The organism is Bacillus sp. VT 712 (assembly GCF_001614195.1).
In the GTDB taxonomy this organism is placed as follows: Bacteria; Bacillota; Bacilli; order Bacillales; family Bacillaceae_H; genus Priestia; species Priestia flexa.
On the sequence record NZ_LWBK01000002.1, the window covers coordinates 96,733 to 118,355 of the forward strand.

The window sequence follows — 21,623 nt, forward strand, 5'->3', positions numbered from 1 at the left end:
GTAACTTCCCCCTTATTTATAGTGTTCAACGAGTGACAGACAAAATATCGTCAAGAGTTAAAGTTGTATGAGACTCATCATCTAACATAAAAGTAAGCTTGCCGTCTTTTACAGAAGTGGCTTTCACAACAGCTTCGCTTTCTTTATTCGTTTCATCTACCCAAGAAACCGTCTTACCAATAAGCTCGCTACCTTTTAGAATTGGAGATTCACTTTGAACTACTTGTAAAAATTTCTCCATCGATGTACTCATATTTGTCATTTGTTCTAGTGTTGAAAACTGAGCCATTTGAGAAATAAACTCCTTATCTTCCATAGGACTAGTTGGATCTTGATTTTGTAATTGAGTAATTAAAATCTTTAAGAAGTCATCTTTTCCAAGCGAGCTTGTTCCTGTTTGCTTTTGCTGCACGGGCTGATTTGCCAAATACAAATCAGACTGAACCTTATTTGTCATATACATCACCTACACATTGTAGTTAATTAACGCTTCTTCTAATGAGTGAGAAAAGATTTGATTAGTTTCGTCTTTTTCGTCTTTTTCGTCTTTTTCTTCAACTCGTTTTTCTTGCTGCTTTTGTTCTTGATGTTCTTCGCCGTTAGTCATCCATTGTTCTGCTGTGTGAAAAACGTCAATTTTATCTACTTGCACCTGCTGACTAATAAGCGTTTGTTTCAAAGCCCCTAGCTGAGTATCTAAGAGATCTTTTGTCTGAGCAGATGATGCGATAATACGAGCGACAGTCTCATGGTTTCGCTGCACTAGTTCAATTTGAATGGATCCTAGCCTTTCAGGGAAGAGCTTTAAAACTAGCTTCGTTTGAGACGCATTATGCTGAAAAGAAGCTTTCACTAATAGCTCTTGTACCTGCTTCATCACCTGTGATGCCTGCATATCTTTGGGCAAATTCGTATTTACATGAAACGATAGCTGCTGCAACTTACTCATTTCACCCGGTACAAACGTCGCTTTATCAACAGGAATTTTTTGCTTACCTAACTCATCCGTTTCCATGCTTATTAATTGTCTAGTTGGCAGTGAGTGATTATCACTTGCTGAAGCAATTTTTTGTGTAATCAGTTCAATAAGCTGTTTCATTTCTTTACGAGAAAACTGAACAGATTGTATCTCAGGCTGCTGCAGCTTTTCTTGCAATGCTTTTAGTTGACTGGATTCCACTGGAACAAGCTCTCGCAAGGTTTGAAAAAACTGTTGAAATTCCTTAACGAAATTTTTTGCACTTCCTGGCAATGTGACATCCGCTAAGTATGCCTGCAAATTCGTAGCATTGGAAAGCAATTGCTTCAGCTTAGATTCTTTTACTCCGCTTGTAGGGAGCTGTTGAATAAGATCAACAAAAGGCTTAAACAAAATACTTTGCTCTTCATTTTCTATCTTTTCAACATTCCCTTCTTCTAAATGAAGCTCAAGAAGCGCCAAGAATTCAGCCAAATCTTCGTTATCATCTACGTTCATCATTTGATTGTTCAAAGGCTGACTAATAGAATGACTGTTCGTGCTGAGATTATCAGTCGTTTCCAGCTCTACGAATAGCATTGCTTGAAATAAAAAAGGATGTTCTTTCTTAACTGTACGATCTACGTTTTGCTTCTCATTCATAACTGGAAGCATAGGCTGCATAGCTACCTTCATTCTTTCACCTCCATTACTCACTTAACGGCTCAGCTAGTAAGCTTGTATAGCGAGCTGCAACGGCAGGGTCCATCTTTTCTAAGACTTTCGTGCGTGCATCCGTTTTTAACGCTTTTAGCAGCAAGATTGCTTCATTTTCTTTTAATTCGGTAAAAATGAGAGCTGCTTTCGTCGGGTTCATCTTTTCATAAGTAGAAACAATGTCTTTCTGTTTATCGTCTCCACCGTCTTGTTCTTGACTAGCAACATCTTTCTCATCTTCTGAATCTCTAATCTTAATTTTTAACTCATCAATCTCGCGCTCTTTAGCCGTTATTTTTTCTTCTAAACTTCTAATATTGTCTTCTTTCTTTTGAAGCTTTTCATTCAGGCTCTTTATTTGATTTTCTAACTCTTTATTCGCCTGTTGCTGATTAGTAGATTTTAAGCTTTCATTATCGTCTCCTATTAAAGGAAGAGATGAAGTTACCGACGAGATTTTCTCTTGAACATCGACTCCACTAATTGTTAGACCAATATAAATAGCTGTAATAATAAACAGCAGGGGTATAAAAATAATAAACAAGAAGACTTGCCACTTACTATTTCTTTTTTCTTCTATTTCTTCATATTCATCTTGCTTTTTTCTAGCCATCTTCTCACCTAATTTCTGTGTAGCATAAACTGTTGCAGAGAAATCTCATCCATTTGCTTACTTTCCGCATCACCCTGAGTTTTTAGGTAGCTTGTATAGCTTTTGTCTTTAAGCTTTTCATACTTTTTGCACTCAATATTTTTTTCTTGAAGCTTCAGCTCTTTCATACTCATCTGCTGTCGCGCCAACATGACGTCTCGCTGGAGCCTGGCAATCGTCGCCTCAATGCTTTCAAGCGCTTGTTGAAAAAATTTAATCTCGCTAACCGCTAAACCACTTTTAAGCTTTTTTGCCTGAAGTTCAAGCATTTCTTCTTTCTGCTTGAGCTTATCGTAAAGCCTCTGCCCGACTTGCTCGAAATATTGAACTGATTCATTATATTGAGCCAATAAACGATTTTTTTCATCTTGCTTAACCGTCATGACTTTTGCTAACTTAAACTGATACGTCACGTTCGTTCACCTTTCTGAAAGAGCTGTTTTAGTATCTCTACGCTATCTTTAAGCGTGGGATGTTCACTCGTTTTTTGCTTTAAAAATGAAATAAGTTCTGGATAATATAAAATTGCTTCATCAATTTCAGCAGAGGACCCTCTTTTGTAAGCTCCGATATTAATAAGGTCTTCTGCTTCAATATATGTAGAAAGTAATAACCGTAGCTTTTCAGCACTTATTTTATGATTTGCTTCTACAATATGATTCATAACGCGGCTAACACTTTTGAGCACATTAATGGCTGGATATTGACCTTTATTAGCTAAATTCCGATCCAATACAATATGCCCATCAACAATTCCTCGAACCGTATCAGCAATCGGTTCATTCATATCATCACCGTCAACTAATACCGTATAAAATGCCGTAATAGAGCCTTGTTCAGTAGTACCTGTTCTTTCTAATAGGCGAGGTAATGAAGCAAAAACCGATGGTGTGTATCCTTTGGTTGTGGGAGGTTCTCCCACTGCTAAACCAATTTCTCGCTGCGCCATAGCAACGCGCGTAACGGAATCCATCATCATCATGACGTTAAGCCCTTGACTTCGAAAGTATTCTGCAATAGATGTAGCTGTATAAGCCGCCTTCATTCGTAATAGTGGAGGCTGATCAGAAGTTGCGACAACGACAATTGAATTTCTCAAACCTTCCGAACCAAGGTCTCTCTCAATAAACTCACGGACTTCTCGACCACGTTCCCCTACTAATGCAATGACGTTGATATCTGCATTCGTGTTTCTCGCAATCATTCCCATAAGCGTACTTTTCCCAACTCCACTTCCTGCAAAGATTCCAATCCGCTGACCCTTGCCAACTGTAAGCAAACTGTCGATTGCTCGAACCCCTACTTCAATTGGTTCAGAAATTGGTGGGCGTTGCAATGGATTAGGAGGTTCCTGTTCAGTTAACACTGATGGAAGATAGCTAGGTAAGCTAGTTCCATCAAGTGGATTTCCTAGGGAATCTAGTGCTTGACCAATTAGCTCAGGTCCTACTTTTACTTGAAGCGGTTTTTCAGTTGTTTCCACGATGCAACCAGGTCCAATATATCGAACAGATGTATAGGGCATTAAAATGACATGTTCATCTTTAAATCCAACTACTTCTGCTTGAATTCGCTCACAAGTATCCTTTAAGTGGATATAGCAAACATCACCAATGGAAGCTTGTGGTCCTCGTGATTCAATCATCATTCCAATAACTCGGTTAACTTTCCCATATCGTTTAAACGAAGAGATATGAGCTATCTCAGGAATAAGCTGCTTCACTTTCACTTTGCTTTTCCTCCATTAAACGTAGTTTCAATTTCTTTTTTAGCTCCGTTAACTGACTATCAACCGATGCATCGAGCTTTCCGTACATCGACTCAATAATGCAATGTTCATCTGTCAAATTTTCATCTGCGTATATGAATAAGCTAGCTTCTCCATTCAATATATCGAACAATTGCTGTTTATTTTCACAAACCATTTCATAATGGCAAGGTGCCACAAAGACTCGAAGCTCTTTGCTCTCTCTAACTTCCTTTATTGCATGCTTAACCAGTGATACAAAACTTTTCTCATTTTTATGTTGAATATTCTGCCCAATGACTTTCTCAGCAAGTGTAAAGCCAAGCTCTAAGATAACCTCTTCAGCTTGAGAAAGGTAATCGGTATAATCTTTTTTAGCTACGTTAACAGCCGTACGGGCTTCTTCTATAAGCGATGTATAGTCCTTATATCCAGCCTGTTGACCTTCACTATACCCAGCGTTAAAACCCTTTTTTTTCTCTGCTTCATATAGCTGTATTTTTTCATTCTCCCACTGCTGTCGCTCTGCTTCAATTTGCTGTCTTGCTTCTAATAGTCTTGCTTCAGCTTCTTCATAAAGACGTGTAGACGCTTCTTTTGCTTCAGTAAGAATTTTGTCAGGGCATTCATTCTTTGCTGTCTGACCATTTGAATTGATCAAATTTCTCCCACTAAATAATGGCTTGATTTCGATTGTTTTGGCTGAATCATGTACGTGATTTGCATAGGTAGATTTAATGATACTAGACAATAATATCGTCTCCTCCACCTCTTGCAATGACTACTTCTCCCATATCTTCTAATCTACGAATAACCGCCACAATGCGAGACTGAGCTTCTTCCACATCTTTTAAACGGACTGGTCCCATATACTCCATTTCTTCTGTAAACGTGTCTACCATTCGCTTGGACATGTTGCGGAATATAATATCTTTTACTTCTTCGCTTGCTACTTTTAAGCTCAATAGCAAGTCTTCGTTTTCAACCTCACGAACGACACGCTGGATGGAGCGGTTATCCAACGTCACAATATCTTCAAAGACAAACATACGCTGTTTAATCTCTTCCGCAAGCTCTGGATCTTGAATTTCTAGAGTATCAATAATAATTTTCTCTGTTGCACGATCCACGCCATTTAACACTTCAACCACCGTCTCGATTCCACCAGTATGGGTGTAATCTTGCGTCACCGTTGTCGAAAGCTTTCTTTCTAAAATTTGTTCTACTTCACTGATGACTTCTGGAGATGTGCTATCCATTGTAGCAATTCTTCTCGCAATATCACCTTGACGCTCTTGAGGTAAAGATGACAAAATTTGCCCAGCTTGAGCTGGCTCTAAGTATGATAAGATCAAAGCAATCGTTTGCGGGTGCTCATGCTGAATAAAATTTAAAAGCTGCATTGGTTCTGCTTTACGCGCAAAATCGAATGGTCGAACTTGCAAAGATGAAGTTAAACGATTAATAACCATTATTGCTTGTTCAGGACCTAAAGCTTTTTCCAACACTTCTTTCGCATAAGTAATGCCGCCTTTTTCAATATAATTCTGAGCAATTGTCATTTGCTCAAATTCTTTTAAAACGGCTTCTTTAACCGCAGGCTCTACCTTTCGCATTGAAGAAATCTCAAACGTTAGCTGTTCAATTTCGTCTTCGCTTAAATGCTTATAGACGGAAGCGGATGCATCAGGACCAAGGGAAATTAATAAAATAGCTGCTTTTTGCTTACCTGTTAATTCACTTTTACTTACCACTTTCGCCACTATACTCCCTCCTACTCCTCACTAATCCACGTGCGCAATAGCTTTGCGAATTCATCTGGCTGCTCACCTGCAAGCTCTTCTAGACGTTTTCTTGACTGCTGCTCTTCACTTAGGACAGGAGGCTTTTGAATGGTTTCAACTGAATCTTCATACTCTTCTTCATATTCATAGAACTCTTCTTCAGAATCTTTTCTACGCTTTAACAATAAGAATAGTAGTGCAAGAATAACTAGTAATAAGCCACCACCTACAAAATATAGCCATGTTGGGATTCCGCTTTGCTGTTGATTAGCGGCTACTTTCTGTTCTTGGAATGGCTGTACGGAGACTACAATTTTGTCTGCAACCTGATTATCAGTTAACTCAGCACCTTGTTCATCCTTTGAAATTGACGTACGAACAATCGTGCTTAAAACTTGCTGAATGTCATCCTCTAAATTCTCTGCTAGTTCACCTTCACCGTTTGCATTAGAAGGGTCAATCATTACTTGGATTCCTAAGTCACGAACTTTATAAGGACTCTCTACAATTTCTTTACGAATTCTATTTACTTCGTTGTTGATTCGTTCTTCTGCCTTTTCATAGTCTCCACTGTCGGTACTTCCACTTTCTACATAGTTGGTTGTATCTTCTTCACCGGTCCCTGCAACCCCACCATCTTCAGGTTTCTTTCCCGTAAACGTTTCATTGATTCGCTCCACGCTTACTGCGATTCCTTCCATGTTTTCTTTATCTACAGGTTCCACTAAATTTTCTTCTCGATTTTCCTGTGTAAAGTCAACATCAGCTGTAACTGAAACCATTACTTTGTCTTGTCCAACTAATCTACCTAACATTTGTTGAACTTGGCGCTGAACATCACGTTCAATTTCCTTTTTAATACCATGCTGAGTAGCAAAACTAGATGAATTAGACATTTCGTCACTGCTTTTTAAGTCAAAATATTCAAAGTTTTGATTCATAATTACGATATTATCAGTAGGTAAATTTGGAACACTTTTTGAAACCAAATGATAGAGAGATTTTATTTGTCCTTCATCAAATTTGTAGCCTGGCTGTGTATTTAAAACAATTGATGCTGAAGCTTCTCCTTGCTGATCCTTCACCCAAACACTTTCTTCTGGCAAGGTAATCATCACGTTCGCATTATTGACACCTTGGATATTTTTCATCAGATTAGCTATTTCGGTTTGCATAGCTTCCAATTTAACAACGTTAAACTCATTGTCCGTCATACCAAATCCAGCATTTTGCCCAAAGAAAGAATAATCAATGCTCCCACTGTCTGGTATACCTTGTGCAGCAAGATCCACCTTTAATGAGTCAACATGTTGTTCCGGTACTGAAATAACCGTTCCATTTTCTGAGATTTCAGAAGGTATTTTTCTTGTATCCAGCTCCGCTTTAATTTGACCCGTTTCCTGTACAGATAAATTGCTGTAAAGGGGAACAAACTTCTCATTGGTTGCTACTAAAGAAATAGCAATAAGGGCAATTAGCAGCGCCAAGGGGCCGCCGATGATCAAACCTTTTTGAACCTTAGTGCGCTTTGACCAGAACGCACCTATTTGATTTTTATAGAGTGCTAGTTTTTCATTCATTACAATCCTCCGGCTATTGCTTGTTTTCTATCTAGGGATGAAATAACCGCTTTTTAGCTAAAACCGTTTACTACATTTGCATACGCATCATTTCTTGATATGCTTCAACAGCTTTATTACGTATTTCAATTGTCGTCTGCATCGCAATACTGGCTTTTTGTGATACAATCATGACATTATGTAAATCAATTTTTTCTCCACGAGCTAACTTTTCTGTGGCTAGATCTGATGCCTTTTGTGCGTTGTTTACTTGGTTTAACGACTCCTTTAAAAAAGTTGAAAATTGACCGTGAGCTTCTTTAACGGTTCCTGTGTTCGATATTTTCTCAGTTAGTACAGGCATTTGATGTTGAATCCCTTGAATCATACTGCTTCACCTTACTTTCCTATTTCCAATGCTTTCAATAATAAATTTTTATTTGCGTTTAACACCGTAATATTTGCTTCATAGGATCTTGTTGCACCAATTAAATCTGTCATCTCTTTTAATGGATCCACATTGGGAAGCTGAACATACCCATCTTCATTTGCGTCAGGATGCGTTGGGTTATACACAAGCTTAAAAGGAGATTGATCTTCTGTTATGGACTTAACTTTCACACCGCCCGCTGACCCTTTACTCATTTCATTTTGTAGCAATGAAGAAAAACTTGGACCACCGTTTGATTGGAGCGAAACCACTTTTCTGCGATACGGCTGCCATTCTCCATTTACAAGTTCACTTCTTGTTGTTTCGGCATTCGCCATATTAGAAGAAATAACATCCATTCGTAGTCGATTAGCAGTTAAAGCTGACCCAGATATGCTGAGATTTTGAAATATTGACACCTCTACTTACCTCCTCTAATGACAGTTTGTAGAGAATTAAATTTACCGTTAAGTCGATCAATTAATGCTTCATAGTAAATTTGATTTTCTGCCATTGTCGTCATTTCTTTATCTAAATCAACCCCATTGCCGTTTTCTTGGTATGTATGACTTGTTCTTGAAATAACAGCTGCTTGTTCGGATGATTTTGAGAATTCAATATGTTTTTCGTTCGTACGGTATGCTTTCAATGAATATTGAAGCTCTGATTGAAATTGATTCTTCCGAGATACATCTTTAGCCTTATAGTTTGGCGTATCTACATTTGCAATGTTTTGAGAAATTGTTTGCTGCTTAAGCGTTGAATAATTCAGACCTTGCTCTAATGACTGAATTGTTCCTGAAAATAAACTCATATAGGACACCTACTTACCGCGTTTAATTTTCTGACAAATTTCGACTTTTCTACCATAAAGCCTATTGTAAAAAAAAGTATGCTTCTTGTCTATACCTAATAAGCAACTTTTGTACTACATTACTAAAATTTATCGTTGAATTTACAAATCTATTTTAACACCTTCAAAATAAATCCGGGCGCTTTTTTCGACAAAATACACTAAATATAATTAATAAGTCTCTAATAAATGACATTAAAAGTAATTTAATTAATTCTTAAACACTAAAATAATCAAAGTTAATCTTTTTTTGTATAGTCTTAAAGAATTATATTTATTCAAATTAACTAGTTCTTTATGGACTATTTATATTTTAATTAAAAATGGTAATAGTTCTATTAACTCGCATTTTATATAAAAGAGGTACTTTTTTAGGATGGCGATCTTAACAAAAAAAAGAGACCTTTGACTGCTAATCAAAGATCTCTTTTTTCTAACGATTAGTTTGATTTTAATTTTGCTAATTCAACAAGAAACTTGCTGTTTAATACTTTAATGTACGTTCCTTTCATTCCTAAAGAACGCGACTCAATTACACCCGCACTTTCAAGCTTACGAAGTGCATTTACAATTACAGAGCGTGTAATCCCTACACGGTCAGCAATTTTGCTTGCTACTAATAAACCTTCATTACCGTTTAGCTCTTCAAAGATATGCTCGATTGCTTCTAATTCACTGTACGATAGTGAACTAATTGCCATTTGAACAACCGCTTTGCTACGCGCTTCTTCTTCAATCTCTTCTGCTTTCTCACGAAGAATCTCCATACCGACTACAGTTGCACCATATTCAGCTAGAATTAAATCATCATCTGCAAAGTTACGATCTAAACGAGCTAATACTAGCGTACCTAATCTTTCCCCTCCACCGATGATTGGAACGATTGTTGTTAAACCAGCTTCAAAAAGCTCTTTGTTTTCAACAGGGAACGCTGTGTATTCACTATTAATATCTAAGTTTGAAGATGTTTCAGAAATGTTGAATAAGTTTTGTGTATACTCTTCTGGGAATTGACGCGCTTCTAACATGCCTTTCATGCGGTCATTTTCAATCTGTTGCTTAACTGCGATTCCTAATAACTTACCGCGACGACTAACAACAAATACATTCGATTCAATAACTTCACATAAAGTTTCAGCCATTTCTTTAAAGTTTACGGGCTTACCCGCAGCCTTTTGTAACATCGCATTAATCTTTCTAGTTTTTCCTAATAAATCCATTATCTTTGTTCCTCCTGAAATCTCTATTCTATACCTATAAAATAAATTGACTTAAATCTTTATTTTTTGCAATCTTCTCTAACTTACTTTCCACGTATTGAGGAGTAATAACAATCTTTTCTAACGTAACTTCTGGCGCTTCAAATGATAGGTCTTCAAGCAGTCTTTCCAGAATAGTATGAAGTCTTCTTGCCCCAATGTTATCCGTGTCTTGGTTAACTTGAAAGGCAATTTCTGCAATCTTACGTATAGCATCGTCAGAAAATTCAATTTGTATACCTTCAGTTTCCAATAATGCTACATATTGTTTTAATAGTGCATTATCTGGTTCAACTAAAATACTCATAAAATCTTCTACCGTTAGTTTTGTCAACTCAACACGAATTGGAAAACGCCCTTGTAATTCCGGAATTAAATCCGAAGGCTTGGAAACATGGAACGCTCCTGCAGCAATAAATAAAACATGATCTGTCTTAATTGCTCCATACTTTGTTACAATTGTAGAACCTTCTACAATTGGTAGAATATCACGTTGTACACCTTCACGTGATACATCCGCTGAAGATGAGTTACCGCTCTTTTGAGCAATTTTGTCAATTTCATCAATAAAGACAATTCCATACTGTTCTGCACGATGAATTGCTTCTTGCGTTACTTCATCCATATCAATTAGCTTTTGAGCTTCTTCGTTTGTTAACACTTTACGAGCTTCTCTCACCGTAAGTTTACGCTTTTTCTGTTTCTTTGGCATAAAGTTACTTAAAGCATCTTGCATATTCATCCCCATCTGTTCCATACCCGAACCTTGCAGCATATCAAACATAGAAGGCTGTTGTTCTTCTACCTCAATTGTTACATAATGATCCTCAAGTTCTCCAAGGGCTAACTGATGGGCAATTTGCTTGCGCTTTGTTTCAACATTTACTTCTTCTTCTTGTTCTGCTTGAGTATCGGCTTGCTGTGAATTATTGGAGAAAATCATTTCAAATGGATTCTTAAATGTCTGCTGCTTTTTCTTGCTTGGAACTAAAAGCTCAACAAGACGCCTATTGGCATTTCTTTGAGCACTGTCGGATACAGAAACCATTTTTTCTTCCTTCACTAAACGAACGGATGTCTCAACTAAATCACGAACCATCGATTCTACATCACGACCAACGTAGCCAACCTCTGTAAACTTTGTTGCTTCTACCTTAACGAAAGGTGCACCAACAAGCTTTGCAAGCCTGCGCGCAATTTCTGTTTTACCAACACCAGTTGGCCCAATCATTAAAATATTTTTGGGAACAACTTCGTCTTTCAAAGCTTCGTTTAATAAACTACGTCGATAGCGATTCCTTAGCGCAACCGCAACCGCTTTTTTTGCACTTGTTTGGCCAACAATATACTGATCAAGCTTTTCAACAATTTGTCGAGGCGTTAAATGAGAATTCATAGAAAATCCCCTTTCCTACAGTTCTTCTACAATAATTTGATTATTCGTATACACACAAATCTCACTTGCAACATCCAAAGCAGCTTTTGCAATTTCTTTTGCAGTTAAATGTTCTCCAGCATGCTGTTTTAATGCACGGCCAGCCGATAATGCATAATTCCCACCAGAACCGATAGCTAAAATCCCATCATCAGGCTCAATGACCTCACCTGTTCCCGAAACCAATAGTAAGCTATCTCTGTTCATCACAATCAGCATAGCTTCTAGTTTGCGTAAAACTTTATCACTTCGCCATTGTTTTGCTAATTCAACTGATGCGCGCTGTAAATTGCCGTTATACTCTTCTAATTTACTCTCAAACATTTCAAACAGTGTGAACGCATCAGCAACTGAACCTGCAAATCCAGCCAAAACCTGTCCTTGAAATAAGCGACGTACTTTTTTAGCTGTATGTTTCATCACAACAGCATTTCCAAACGTCACTTGCCCATCACCTGACATAGCACATTGACCATTATGTTGAACGGCAAAAATCGTTGTAGCATGAAATGTAGACATAATAACTAACTCCTCCTTCTATGCACGAGGATGATGATTCATATATACTGTTTTTAACCGATCCTTCGTTACATGCGTATATATTTGAGTTGTGGATAAATTTTCATGACCAAGTAGCTCTTGAACCGTACGTAAGTCGGCTCCTTCATTTAATAAATGCGTAGCAAAAGTATGACGTAAAACGTGAGGACTAATATGTATGTTCTCTGCCGTTTTATTCATGAGTTTTTCAATAACTAAGCGAACACCTCTATCCGTCAATGTTGTTCCGCGATTATTTAAAAAGAGCGCATTCGTATTGGTAGCGCTTTTGCTTTTCAACTGCACTCGCCCATTCTGTATATATGTATGAAGAGAGTCTTTTGCATATTTACCAAATGGAACGTAACGCTGTTTTTTTCCTTTTCCATGCACAAGAAGCGTTTGAAGTGAAAAGTCAATATCACTAAGCTGAATGGCTGCGCATTCGCTCACACGAATTCCCGTAGCATACATTAATTCAAGGAGCGCTTGATTACGCTGGCCAAGCGGCGTAGTAAGATCATTTAACTCAAACAGTTTCATCAGCTCTTCCGCATAAAGAAAGCGTGGCGTATACTGATCTTTTTTCGGCAATGAAACAAGCGCAAACGGATTTTCAACCACTATTTGTTCACGATACAAATATCGATAAAAACTTCGTAAACATGAAATCTTTCTCGACATTGATTTTTTTGAATATGACTTTTCATATAACCTTGTTAAAAACAGTCTTGCATCTGCATATGTAACATCTTGTAAATTTTGTATTTGTTCTGCTTCTAAAAAAGAGATGAATGACTCAATATCTTTTTCATAGCAATCAACTGTATATTGTGAATAGTTCTTTTCAATTTGTAAATATTCTAGGAAGGAATTTAAAGAAACTTTAACAAATTCCACTCATATCACCTCACAAGGGCTACTAAATATTATCACAATTCAGTAGCCCTTGCAAACAATTTCGTTATTTTGTTGTAAAATTCTGAATAGTTTCTAATGCTCTTGTAGCGAGCGCTTCATTTCGCTCTTTTTTGTTTTTAATACGGACTTCTAGCTCTTTAAACAAGCCAAAGTTTGCGTTCATCGGCTGGAAATTTTTAGCGTTTGTATGCGTGATATAGTGAGCCATACTTCCAATTGCTGTTTCTTGAGGTAGGACAACTAACTCTTCTCCTAAAACGTAACGGGCTGCATTCATTCCAGCCATTAGACCGCTAGCAGCAGATTCAACATAGCCTTCTACTCCCGTCATCTGACCAGCAAAGAACAAGTCTTCACGTTCGCGATATTGATAAGTTGGGCGAAGTAGTTTCGGAGAGTTAATGAACGTATTGCGGTGCATTACTCCATAGCGAACTACTTCAGCATTTTCAAGGCCAGGAATTAAGCTTAATACCTCTTTTTGAGCTCCCCACTTTAAGTGCGTTTGGAAACCAACGATATTATAAAGCGTTCCTGCTGCATCGTCTTGGCGTAATTGTACAACAGCGTAAGGTCGTTTACCGGTTTTGGGATCTTCTAACCCTACAGGCTTAAGTGGTCCAAACAACATCGTTTTTTCTCCACGCGCTGCCATTACTTCAATTGGCATACAACCTTCAAAGTAGATTTCCTTTTCGAACTCTTTTAAAGGTACCACTTCAGCATCAATTAATGCTTGGTGAAACTTCGTAAACTCTTCTTTTGTCATTGGGCAGTTTAAATAAGCTGCTTCACCTTTATCATAACGTGATTTTAAATATACCTTGTCCATATCAATGCTGTCTTTTTCAATGATTGGAGCCGCCGCGTCATAAAAATAAAGATAGTCTTCACCTGTTAAAGTACGTAGCTGTTCTGATAAATCTTTTGATGTCAATGGACCTGTTGCAATAATTGTTGGGCCTTTTGGAATTTCCGTAATTTCTTCGTGTACAACTTCGACATTCGGGTGGTTTTTTACACTTTCCGTTACGCGCGCTGCAAACTCATGACGATCTACAGCTAAAGCGCCACCTGCCGGAACTGCGCACGCATCTGCTGATTCAATAATAATTGAGTCTAGCTTACGCATCTCTTCTTTTAATACTCCAACTGCATTTGTTAAAGTATTGGCACGAAGTGAGTTACTACATACTAATTCAGCAAATTTATCTGTATGATGCGCTGGTGTCTGCTTTACTGGACGCATTTCATAAAGTCTTACTTTTAATCCTCTTTTCGCAATTTGCCAAGCGGCCTCGCTTCCAGCAAGACCAGCACCAATTACGTTAATTACTTGTTCTGTCATGTTCAATCCTCCAACTAAAATATCAAACAAAGAAGTATTATAACATACCTTTTTTCTGTTTGTTTAATCGTTTATCTCCACTCGCTGCTACTTTTTTCTCAAAAAAATACGACGCCATGTAAATGAGTCGCTAAGAACGTTTCCATTTTAGCACACTACCTCATGTCGTCGCACTTATATCCTTCATAATAATCAATCATTCATCGTTACAATTTATTCTAAATAACTAACCGCGCTTCTTATTGTTGCGTTTCTTCCTTATAATCACAGCTTGTGCAAACTACTTGCGTTCCTTTTTTCTGCTTTTTCTCTACAAGTAAGCTCTCACACTTTGGACACTTTCTAGCAATTGGCTTATCCCAAGAAATGAATTCACAGCTTGGAAAACGATCACAGCCATAGAAAGTACGTTTTTTCTTGGACTTACGTTCTACAATGTTCCCTTCTTCACACGTCGGGCACTTTACGCCAATTTCTTTGACAATTGGCTTTGTATTACGACATTCTGGAAAGTTTGAACATGCCATGAACTTTCCATAGCGCCCCATTTTAAATACCATTGGTGATCCACAAGCTTCACAGTCTTCTCCAGCAGGTTCGTCTTTGATCTCTACTTCACGCATTTCTTTTTCTGCTTTTTCAAGCCTCTTTTCAAAATCGCGATAAAATTCGTCAATAACCTTAACCCACTGTACGCTTCCTTCTTCCACCTTATCAAGGTCCGTTTCCATTTTAGCTGTGAATTCAACATCTAAAATTTCAGGGAAAAATTCTAAAATAAGTTCTAGCACAATCCCACCAAGTTCCGTTGGTACAAAGCGCTTGTTCTCTAAAGCAACATATCCGCGTTTTTGAATCGTATCAAGCGTTGGTGCATAGGTGGATGGTCTTCCTATCCCTAATTCTTCAAGCGTTTTAACTAATCTCGCTTCCGTATAACGCGGTGGTGGCTGTGTGTAATGCTGCTTTGGCTCAATATCTTTTGAATAAGCTGTTTCCCCTTCTTCTAAGTTTGGAAGCTGCTTTTCTTTTTCTTCGACTTGGTCATCGCTACCTTCTACATATAGCTTCATAAACCCAGGAAACTTCACTTTTGACCCATTTGCTCGAAACGTTACGTCACTATTTTTTAAATCAACAGCCATTGTATCCATTACGGCCGAAGACATTTGGCTTGCTAAGAAGCGTTCCCAAACAAGCTTGTATAAACGAAACTGATCTCTTGATAAAAATTCCTTCACATCTGCAGGTTTACGCATTGCCGAAGTAGGACGAATTGCTTCGTGAGCATCTTGTGAGTTGGCTTGCTTCTTTTCTTTTTTCTTTTCTTGTGCTAAATAGTCATTGCCATATGCGTTTAAAATGTACTCTTTTGCTTCTTCTTGCGCTGTTTCAGAGATACGGGTTGAATCGGTACGCATGTACGTAATTAAACCAACGGTTCCTTCTTTCCCTAAATCAATACCTTCGTATAGCTGCTGAGCAATCATCATTGTTTTCTTTGCTCTAAAATTCAGCTTTCGTGCTGCTTCTTGTTGAAGAGAAGAAGTTGTAAAGGAAGGAGCTGGATTTCGTTTTCTTTCTTTTTTTGTTACTTTTGAAATCTTAAACTCGTTACCTTCTATCGTTTGAAGAATGGCTTTTACTTCTTCTTCATTGGAAAGGTTTGCTTTCTTCCCTTTGTACTCAATTAGCGATCCTTCAAACTGATCGTTATCTTTTTGGAAAGTTGCTTGTACCGTCCAATACTCTTCCGGCTCAAAGTCCGTAATTTCTTTTTCACGATCAATGATTAAGCGTACTGCAATCGATTGAACACGTCCAGCGCTTAATCCTTTTTTCACTTTCTTCCATAGTAATGGACTAATGTTATATCCCACTAATCGGTCCAAAATACGTCTTGCTTGCTGCGCATCAACTAAATCCATATTGATTGCACGTGGATGTTTAAAAGACTCTTTAATTGCATCTTTTGTAATTTCATTAAATACAACGCGACAGTCTGATGCAATATCTACATCTAGGCTATGAGCCAAGTGCCATGCAATGGCTTCACCTTCACGATCTGGATCGGCTGCTAGATAAATCTTTTTCGCTTTTTTAGCTGCTGTTTTTAAATCTTTCAGTACCGGTCCCTTACCACGAATGGTAATATACTTTGGATCATAGTTATGTTCAGTATCAATGCCCATTTGACTTTTGGGTAAATCACGAACATGTCCCATCGATGCTTTCACTTTATATTTTTTTCCTAAATAGCGTTCAATTGTTTTGGCCTTAGCAGGCGATTCTACAATTACTAGGTAGTCAGACATCTATTTGCTCCTCCTCAAGAGGTAAAATAAAACCTTCATTATTATTAATTAATCTTTTTTTTATCATATTGTATCAAATACTTTTCTCTAAATTTCGTTATGTTTCAGTAATACTCTTTCATCTTACAAATCATACATCTTTCCAAATAAAAAATTACCTATGACTTTGGAATCGATGTAATTCATTTATTATATCTGTAGGGTTCTGTACAAGCTTCGCACCCATTTGAATCAGTTTGTTTACTCCTTTTGAAGCATCATCTGTAATAGGGCCAGGTATAGCAAATACTTCCCTTCCTTGTTGAAGTGCTTGATCAGCTGTAATAAATGAACCACTTCGCTCTTTAGCTTGAACCACAACTGTACCACTTGTCAAGCCACTAATAATTCGATTCCGCTTTGGAAAGTGCCACTTGGCTGGTTTAGTCGGTGGCGGATACTCTGACACCAATAAATGGTTATGAGCAATTTCATTTGCTAATGGAAGATTATGCTTTGGATAGATATTATAAAAGCCACTTCCTAAAACTGCAATAGTTTTTGCTTGTTTAGCAATGGCTAGCTGATGAGCAGCTGTGTCAATACCCAAAGCTAATCCGCTTACAATTACAAATTGATTATGAAGCAACGGAGCTAAAACCGATTGTATAGCATCATATCCATACTGAGTAGGCTGTCTTGTTCCAACCACGCTTAAACAATCTTTATACTGAAATAATGAAAAATCTCCTTTACAGAACAAAACCCAAGGTGGATCATAGATATTTTTTAATAAATGGGGGTATTCATCATCAATAATTGTTATACAGTAAATACTTTGCTCTTCATATTTATTTAGAATATCTTGTATTGGAATAGTTTGCAAATATTTTTTCACTTGACATGCTCGATTGAATGGAACCTGAAGGATTTGCTGAAGGTCATTCGGAGAATAATTGTACAGATGTTGAAGAGAAGAATCATACTGAAGAAACGAAAAGATTTGCTTCCAAGTCAATAGCTGACAATGCGATAAGTGAATTATTTTTTTGCGCAACTCATCCATATCATCGACTCCTTTTATGGCATAGAAAATAGTCCTCAGCAAGGAGGACCATTTTTATGCTTTAATGAGTTTTACATTTTTCTAATAAACCTTGTTCTTTTAACACACTAATTAATGTCTCACCCATTACAGACGGCGTTTCAGCGACTTTGATACCGCATTCATTCATTGTTTTGATCTTTTCAGCAGCCGTTCCTTTTCCACCAGAAATAATGGCACCAGCATGGCCCATACGTTTCCCTGGAGGTGCTGTTTGCCCACCAATAAACCCTACAACAGGTTTTGTCATGTTTGCTTTAATCCATTCTGCAGCTTCTTCTTCCGCTGTACCACCAATTTCACCAATCATAATAACAGCATACGTCTCTTCGTCTTCATTGAAGGCTTTTAGAACATCAATAAAGTTTGTACCATTAACCGGGTCTCCACCGATACCAACAGCTGTTGATTGACCAATTCCTGCTTCAGAAAGTTGATGTACTGCTTCGTATGTTAACGTACCAGAGCGTGATACGACACCAACATGACCTTTTTTGTGAATATATCCTGGCATAATACCAATTTTACATTCTTCTGGCGTAATAACACCTGGGCAGTTTGGTCCTACAAGTCTAGTCTTTTTGCCTTCCATATAGCGCTTTACTTTTACCATATCTAATACAGGAATACCTTCTGTGATACAAATAACAAGATCTAACTCTGCATCAACTGCTTCAATAATTGAATCAGCCGCGAACGCAGGTGGCACGTAAACAACAGAAGCTGTAGCACCTGTTTTTTCTTTGGCTTCTAATACCGTATTAAAAACGGGAACGCCTTCAACTTCCATACCACCTTTACCTGGCGTTACACCACCGACGATTTGTGTGCCGTACTCTAACATCTGCGTTGTATGGAAAAGACCTACTCCGCCTGTTATACCTTGTACAATTACTTTTGTGTCCTTATTAATAAATACGCTCATTCCTATCCCCCAGCCTTTCTATTTCACTAGTGAAACGATTTTTTGTGCGCCGTCTGCCATTGACTCAGCTGCTGTGATATTCAGCCCTGATTCTTGAAGAATCTTCTTACCTAGCTCTACGTTTGTTCCTTCTAAACGCACAACTAATGGTAAGCTTAAGCCAACTTGTTTTGTCGCTTCTACAACACCAGTTGCAATTACATCACACTTCATAATTCCACCAAAGATGTTAACAAAAATCCCTTTTACATTTTGGTCAGATAGAATAATTTTGAACGCTTCTGTTACTTTCTCAGCTGTAGCGCCGCCCCCAACATCAAGGAAGTTAGCCGGGTCTCCGCCATAGTGCTTAATGATGTCCATTGTGGCCATAGCAAGTCCAGCACCGTTTACCATACAACCGATGTTTCCATCTAATGAAATATAGCTTAGGTCATATTTAGACGCTTCAATTTCTTTCGCATCTTCTTCATCTAAATCGCGATACTCTAAAATATCTTTTTGACGATATAGTGCATTTGAGTCGAAGTTTAGCTTCGCATCAAGTGCCATTACGTTTCCATCGCCTGTTACAACAAGTGGGTTGATTTCAGCGATTGAACAATCTTTTTCAACAAATACAGTATATAAACCAGCCATAAATTTAACTGCCTTACCTACTAATTCTTTTGGAATATTAATATTAAACGCGAGTCGACGCGCTTGGAAACCTTGTAGACCAATTGCTGGATCAATGTATTCTTTGAAGATTTTTTCAGGAGTTGCTTCCGCTACCTCTTCAATCTCCGTACCACCTTCTTCAGAACCCATTAATACAACTTGAGAAGTAGCGCGATCTAATACTAAACCAATGTAGTATTCTTTCTTAATATCGCAACCTTCTTCAATAAGTAAACGCTTTACTTCTTTCCCCTCTGGACCTGTTTGATGCGTAACGAGCGTTTTACCTAAAATATCTTGTGCATATGTACGAACTTCATCTAAGCTTTTCGCTACTTTTACACCACCCGCTTTTCCACGTCCCCCAGCATGGATTTGCGCTTTAACAACTGAAACTTGAGATCCAAGTTCTTTAGCAGCTTCAACCGCTTCTTCTACACTATATGCTACTTTACCATTAGGTACTGCTACTCCATATTTTCTTAGGAGTTCTTTCCCTTGATACTCATGGATATTCATTTCCCATCCTCCTAACGTAATCAACCAATAAAATAGACTGCGCTTTCATTGTATAAAAATAATTGTCTAGTTGTCTACTATTCAATTAAAAAATATTAAAATAATTGGAAAATTATTTTTTCTTTATCTCTTGGTCCAGCTGATAAACAAACGCAAAAACCTCTGCCACCACTTCATAAAGCTCGCTTGGAATCTTTTCATGAATAGTTAGCGTGCTTACTAGCTCGGTTAAAGAAGCATCTTTTTGAACAGGAACGTTATGCTCCTGTGCCTGTTCAATGATACGCTTTGCAACTTCTCCACTTCCTTTGGCAACGATCCTAGGCGCCTCATCTCTTTCTTGATTATACGTTAGCGCAACCGCCTTTTGTTTTCTATCATTTATGCTCATATCAAAAAGTCAACTCCTCCTCTATACGAATAAGACGATGTAGACATTTTCTTTTCAATTGAACTTTCTTGTTTCAAAGGACGATAACTAACTCCTGATAGCTGGTAATCCAACTCTTCCAGCTTTTTTACTAAGCTTTTTGTAAACTTTTCACCGCTCTCTTTCAACAGGTCGGCATATTGATTTATTATCTGCAAAGTAATGATTCGATTTTGGATATTTACACTAATGACAACGTCTTGTAACGCTTCAAGGTTCACATAAAACAAAATATGACAATAATTAGGATTAACCCCTTGGTTTTCTTGTCTTTGACCACTCCATTGTATAGAAACATCTCTCCACTGTTTGCCAACTAACAGTGGAACTTCCATGTAGAAGTTAGACAGTGGACCATTGGCCTGTGATAGAAGTTGAAAACCAGTTATTCGAGATATAAGCAGCTCCATCTTCTCTCGAATACCTGCATCGTCGACCGATTTGACTTCTGAAGCTAAAAGGTTCAGAAGTGCTCCTCCACCTTCTTGTGATAATCCAAACGCGTGAAAGAAAGCTGTTAAGCGCTGTACTCCCATTAGTTGTTTGATTACCTCGCTATTAGAGTACTGGTCAATTGCTTTCCATGCGTTCGAGAATGCTTCATACTCCCCAGCCTGTTCGTACACTTCTTGTGATAGCTGACGCACCATGTCAAAACCTTCACGAAAAGATTCTTGCACCTTGGCTAAGAACACAGCTTTCACTTCGCTTTGCTGTAAGGTAAATAAGCGTGAGGCTACACTTAATACGTCTTCTTCCCTTTTACTCTTAGGAAACAAATTCAAATGTTGCAGCATTTGATAGGCTTTTTCGTTATGATTCGTCGCTTGTAACCAATTCACGAATGTTTTTTTAAAAGGTTCATTTTGAGCACCGCTAGACTGAAAAAAGATTGAATCAATTACCTTTCCAAGCCCTGAGTTTGGATTATATTCTTTAATCGCTTGTAACTCTTTTGAAAAAGAGCTGCTTCCCATAACATTTTTCAATGCATCGAACACTTCTTTAGACAAGGGAAGACGCAGCTTTAACATATAGGTTAGAATTTCCTTCGTTTGTTCTGTCAAGCTCTCTTTTGCAAGAATATTACCGAGGCTATTTACCTTTTCTTTAGTAAGCGCATGTCCTTGTTCTACAAGATTAGACAACCACTTTTTGCTCTCTTTATTCACTTCAATTCTCAGTTCTTGCACTAATGATTCAACTAATTCAGAACCTTGTTTGATGGGAGAAATCATTTTTAAGTGCGGCAATTCTCCTTCTGTCGAAGTAACTTGAAACCAGTAGTTTTGTCTAACTATTAATGGGGCTTCCAATTTTCCTACCATTGTCATTCCGTTGAGCTTTAAAAGTGCTGTTTGTTTCGGAAAAAGTTTGAGCACCCGTCCAAGAACATGATCGCCAGCAGTAAGTGTAAACGACCTGGTACTATGACTAGATGCTGAGAAAAGCTGTTGAAAACCTGAAATTTTCATCATTCTTCCCCC

Annotated in this window: 22 protein-coding genes; all 22 read right to left on the reverse strand. The window is 37.9% G+C overall.

Annotation, left to right across the window (positions count from 1 at the left end; translation table 11 throughout):
- Positions 1-25: 25 nt before the first annotated feature.
- Complete coding sequence (gene flgD, locus A2U94_RS01190; protein WP_025908982.1) at positions 26-457, reverse strand: flagellar hook assembly protein FlgD; 432 nt, start codon at positions 455-457, stop codon at positions 26-28.
- Positions 458-466: 9 nt separating this feature from the next.
- Positions 467-1,654: a flagellar hook-length control protein FliK gene (locus tag A2U94_RS01195; RefSeq protein WP_025908983.1), complete on the reverse strand. Its 1,188-nt coding sequence runs from the start codon at positions 1,652-1,654 to the stop codon at positions 467-469.
- Between the two features lie 13 nt (positions 1,655-1,667).
- Positions 1,668-2,288: a MotE family protein gene (locus tag A2U94_RS01200; protein ID WP_025908984.1), complete on the reverse strand. Its 621-nt coding sequence runs from the start codon at positions 2,286-2,288 to the stop codon at positions 1,668-1,670.
- Between the two features lie 8 nt (positions 2,289-2,296).
- Positions 2,297-2,740, reverse strand: coding sequence for a flagellar export protein FliJ (gene fliJ, locus A2U94_RS01205; RefSeq protein WP_025908985.1), 444 nt, complete (start codon positions 2,738-2,740; stop codon positions 2,297-2,299).
- A complete protein-coding gene (fliI, locus tag A2U94_RS01210; RefSeq protein ID WP_025908986.1) occupies positions 2,737-4,056 on the reverse strand; it encodes a flagellar protein export ATPase FliI in 1,320 nt (439 codons plus the stop codon). The genes fliJ and fliI overlap by 4 nt, the downstream gene beginning before the upstream one ends.
- Complete coding sequence (gene fliH / locus A2U94_RS01215) at positions 4,031-4,825, reverse strand: flagellar assembly protein FliH (RefSeq protein WP_025908987.1); 795 nt, start codon at positions 4,823-4,825, stop codon at positions 4,031-4,033. The genes fliI and fliH overlap by 26 nt, the downstream gene beginning before the upstream one ends.
- On the reverse strand, positions 4,818-5,828 hold the full coding sequence (gene fliG / locus A2U94_RS01220; protein WP_373688722.1) for a flagellar motor switch protein FliG: 1,011 nt from the start codon (positions 5,826-5,828) through the stop codon (positions 4,818-4,820). The genes fliH and fliG overlap by 8 nt, the downstream gene beginning before the upstream one ends.
- Positions 5,829-5,848: 20 nt before the next feature.
- Positions 5,849-7,438, reverse strand: a complete 1,590-nt coding sequence (gene fliF / locus A2U94_RS01225) for a flagellar basal-body MS-ring/collar protein FliF (RefSeq protein ID WP_025908989.1) — start codon at positions 7,436-7,438, stop codon at positions 5,849-5,851.
- A 70-nt stretch (positions 7,439-7,508) separates the two neighbouring features.
- Positions 7,509-7,805 (reverse strand): flagellar hook-basal body complex protein FliE, encoded by a 297-nt coding sequence (gene fliE, locus A2U94_RS01230; RefSeq protein ID WP_025908990.1) that lies wholly within the window; start codon positions 7,803-7,805, stop codon positions 7,509-7,511.
- Between the two features lie 11 nt (positions 7,806-7,816).
- Positions 7,817-8,266 (reverse strand): flagellar basal body rod protein FlgC, encoded by a 450-nt coding sequence (gene flgC / locus A2U94_RS01235; RefSeq protein WP_025908991.1) that lies wholly within the window; start codon positions 8,264-8,266, stop codon positions 7,817-7,819.
- A 2-nt stretch (positions 8,267-8,268) separates the two neighbouring features.
- Entirely contained in the window at positions 8,269-8,661 is a 393-nt protein-coding gene (gene flgB / locus A2U94_RS01240; RefSeq protein ID WP_025908992.1) for a flagellar basal body rod protein FlgB, read from the reverse strand.
- A 479-nt stretch (positions 8,662-9,140) separates the two neighbouring features.
- On the reverse strand, positions 9,141-9,920 hold the full coding sequence (gene codY, locus A2U94_RS01245; RefSeq protein ID WP_025908993.1) for a GTP-sensing pleiotropic transcriptional regulator CodY: 780 nt from the start codon (positions 9,918-9,920) through the stop codon (positions 9,141-9,143).
- Positions 9,921-9,954: 34 nt separating this feature from the next.
- Entirely contained in the window at positions 9,955-11,355 is a 1,401-nt protein-coding gene (gene hslU / locus A2U94_RS01250; protein WP_025908994.1) for an ATP-dependent protease ATPase subunit HslU, read from the reverse strand.
- Positions 11,356-11,370: 15 nt separating this feature from the next.
- The gene (gene hslV / locus A2U94_RS01255; RefSeq protein ID WP_025908995.1) at positions 11,371-11,913 is read right to left on the reverse strand and encodes an ATP-dependent protease subunit HslV; all 543 of its coding nucleotides are present in this window, start codon (positions 11,911-11,913) and stop codon (positions 11,371-11,373) included.
- 18 nt (positions 11,914-11,931) lie between these two features.
- The gene (gene xerC, locus A2U94_RS01260) at positions 11,932-12,834 is read right to left on the reverse strand and encodes a tyrosine recombinase XerC (RefSeq protein ID WP_025908996.1); all 903 of its coding nucleotides are present in this window, start codon (positions 12,832-12,834) and stop codon (positions 11,932-11,934) included.
- Positions 12,835-12,898: 64 nt separating this feature from the next.
- Positions 12,899-14,203: an FADH(2)-oxidizing methylenetetrahydrofolate--tRNA-(uracil(54)-C(5))-methyltransferase TrmFO gene (trmFO, locus tag A2U94_RS01265; protein ID WP_025908997.1), complete on the reverse strand. Its 1,305-nt coding sequence runs from the start codon at positions 14,201-14,203 to the stop codon at positions 12,899-12,901.
- Positions 14,204-14,442: 239 nt separating this feature from the next.
- The gene (gene topA / locus A2U94_RS01270; RefSeq protein WP_025908998.1) at positions 14,443-16,518 is read right to left on the reverse strand and encodes a type I DNA topoisomerase; all 2,076 of its coding nucleotides are present in this window, start codon (positions 16,516-16,518) and stop codon (positions 14,443-14,445) included.
- A 154-nt stretch (positions 16,519-16,672) separates the two neighbouring features.
- Positions 16,673-17,563 (reverse strand): DNA-processing protein DprA, encoded by an 891-nt coding sequence (gene dprA / locus A2U94_RS01275; RefSeq protein WP_025908999.1) that lies wholly within the window; start codon positions 17,561-17,563, stop codon positions 16,673-16,675.
- 61 nt (positions 17,564-17,624) lie between these two features.
- Complete coding sequence (gene sucD, locus A2U94_RS01280; RefSeq protein ID WP_025909000.1) at positions 17,625-18,527, reverse strand: succinate--CoA ligase subunit alpha; 903 nt, start codon at positions 18,525-18,527, stop codon at positions 17,625-17,627.
- Positions 18,528-18,545: 18 nt separating this feature from the next.
- Complete coding sequence (gene sucC, locus A2U94_RS01285) at positions 18,546-19,706, reverse strand: ADP-forming succinate--CoA ligase subunit beta (RefSeq protein ID WP_025909001.1); 1,161 nt, start codon at positions 19,704-19,706, stop codon at positions 18,546-18,548.
- Positions 19,707-19,818: 112 nt separating this feature from the next.
- Positions 19,819-20,097, reverse strand: coding sequence for an EscU/YscU/HrcU family type III secretion system export apparatus switch protein (locus A2U94_RS01290; protein ID WP_025909002.1), 279 nt, complete (start codon positions 20,095-20,097; stop codon positions 19,819-19,821).
- Positions 20,094-21,614, reverse strand: coding sequence for a hypothetical protein (locus A2U94_RS01295; protein ID WP_152545171.1), 1,521 nt, complete (start codon positions 21,612-21,614; stop codon positions 20,094-20,096). Before A2U94_RS01295 ends, A2U94_RS01290 begins: the two co-directional genes overlap by 4 nt.
- Positions 21,615-21,623 lie beyond the last annotated feature (9 nt).

Excerpts from the sequence above, each read along its gene's own strand:
- flgB (WP_025908992.1), bottom strand. The coding sequence starts at position 8,661 with ATGAGTTTATTTTCAGGAACAATTCAGTCATTAGAGCAAGGTCTGAAT.
- hslU (WP_025908994.1), bottom strand. The coding sequence starts at position 11,355 with ATGAATTCTCATTTAACGCCTCGACAAATTGTTGAAAAGCTTGATCAG.
- flgD (WP_025908982.1), bottom strand. The coding sequence starts at position 457 with ATGACAAATAAGGTTCAGTCTGATTTGTATTTGGCAAATCAGCCCGTG.
- codY (WP_025908993.1), bottom strand. The coding sequence starts at position 9,920 with ATGGATTTATTAGGAAAAACTAGAAAGATTAATGCGATGTTACAAAAG.
- A2U94_RS01200 (WP_025908984.1), bottom strand. The coding sequence starts at position 2,288 with ATGGCTAGAAAAAAGCAAGATGAATATGAAGAAATAGAAGAAAAAAGA.
- dprA (WP_025908999.1), bottom strand. The coding sequence starts at position 17,563 with ATGGATGAGTTGCGCAAAAAAATAATTCACTTATCGCATTGTCAGCTA.
- hslV (WP_025908995.1), bottom strand. The coding sequence starts at position 11,913 with ATGTCTACATTTCATGCTACAACGATTTTTGCCGTTCAACATAATGGT.
- topA (WP_025908998.1), bottom strand. The coding sequence starts at position 16,518 with ATGTCTGACTACCTAGTAATTGTAGAATCGCCTGCTAAGGCCAAAACA.
- A2U94_RS01195 (WP_025908983.1), bottom strand. The coding sequence starts at position 1,654 with ATGAAGGTAGCTATGCAGCCTATGCTTCCAGTTATGAATGAGAAGCAA.
- sucD (WP_025909000.1), bottom strand. The coding sequence starts at position 18,527 with ATGAGCGTATTTATTAATAAGGACACAAAAGTAATTGTACAAGGTATA.
- fliE (WP_025908990.1), bottom strand. The coding sequence starts at position 7,805 with ATGATTCAAGGGATTCAACATCAAATGCCTGTACTAACTGAGAAAATA.
- A2U94_RS01290 (WP_025909002.1), bottom strand. The coding sequence starts at position 20,097 with ATGAGCATAAATGATAGAAAACAAAAGGCGGTTGCGCTAACGTATAAT.
- A2U94_RS01295 (WP_152545171.1), bottom strand. The coding sequence starts at position 21,614 with ATGATGAAAATTTCAGGTTTTCAACAGCTTTTCTCAGCATCTAGTCAT.
- sucC (WP_025909001.1), bottom strand. The coding sequence starts at position 19,706 with ATGAATATCCATGAGTATCAAGGGAAAGAACTCCTAAGAAAATATGGA.
- trmFO (WP_025908997.1), bottom strand. The coding sequence starts at position 14,203 with ATGACAGAACAAGTAATTAACGTAATTGGTGCTGGTCTTGCTGGAAGC.
- fliF (WP_025908989.1), bottom strand. The coding sequence starts at position 7,438 with ATGAATGAAAAACTAGCACTCTATAAAAATCAAATAGGTGCGTTCTGG.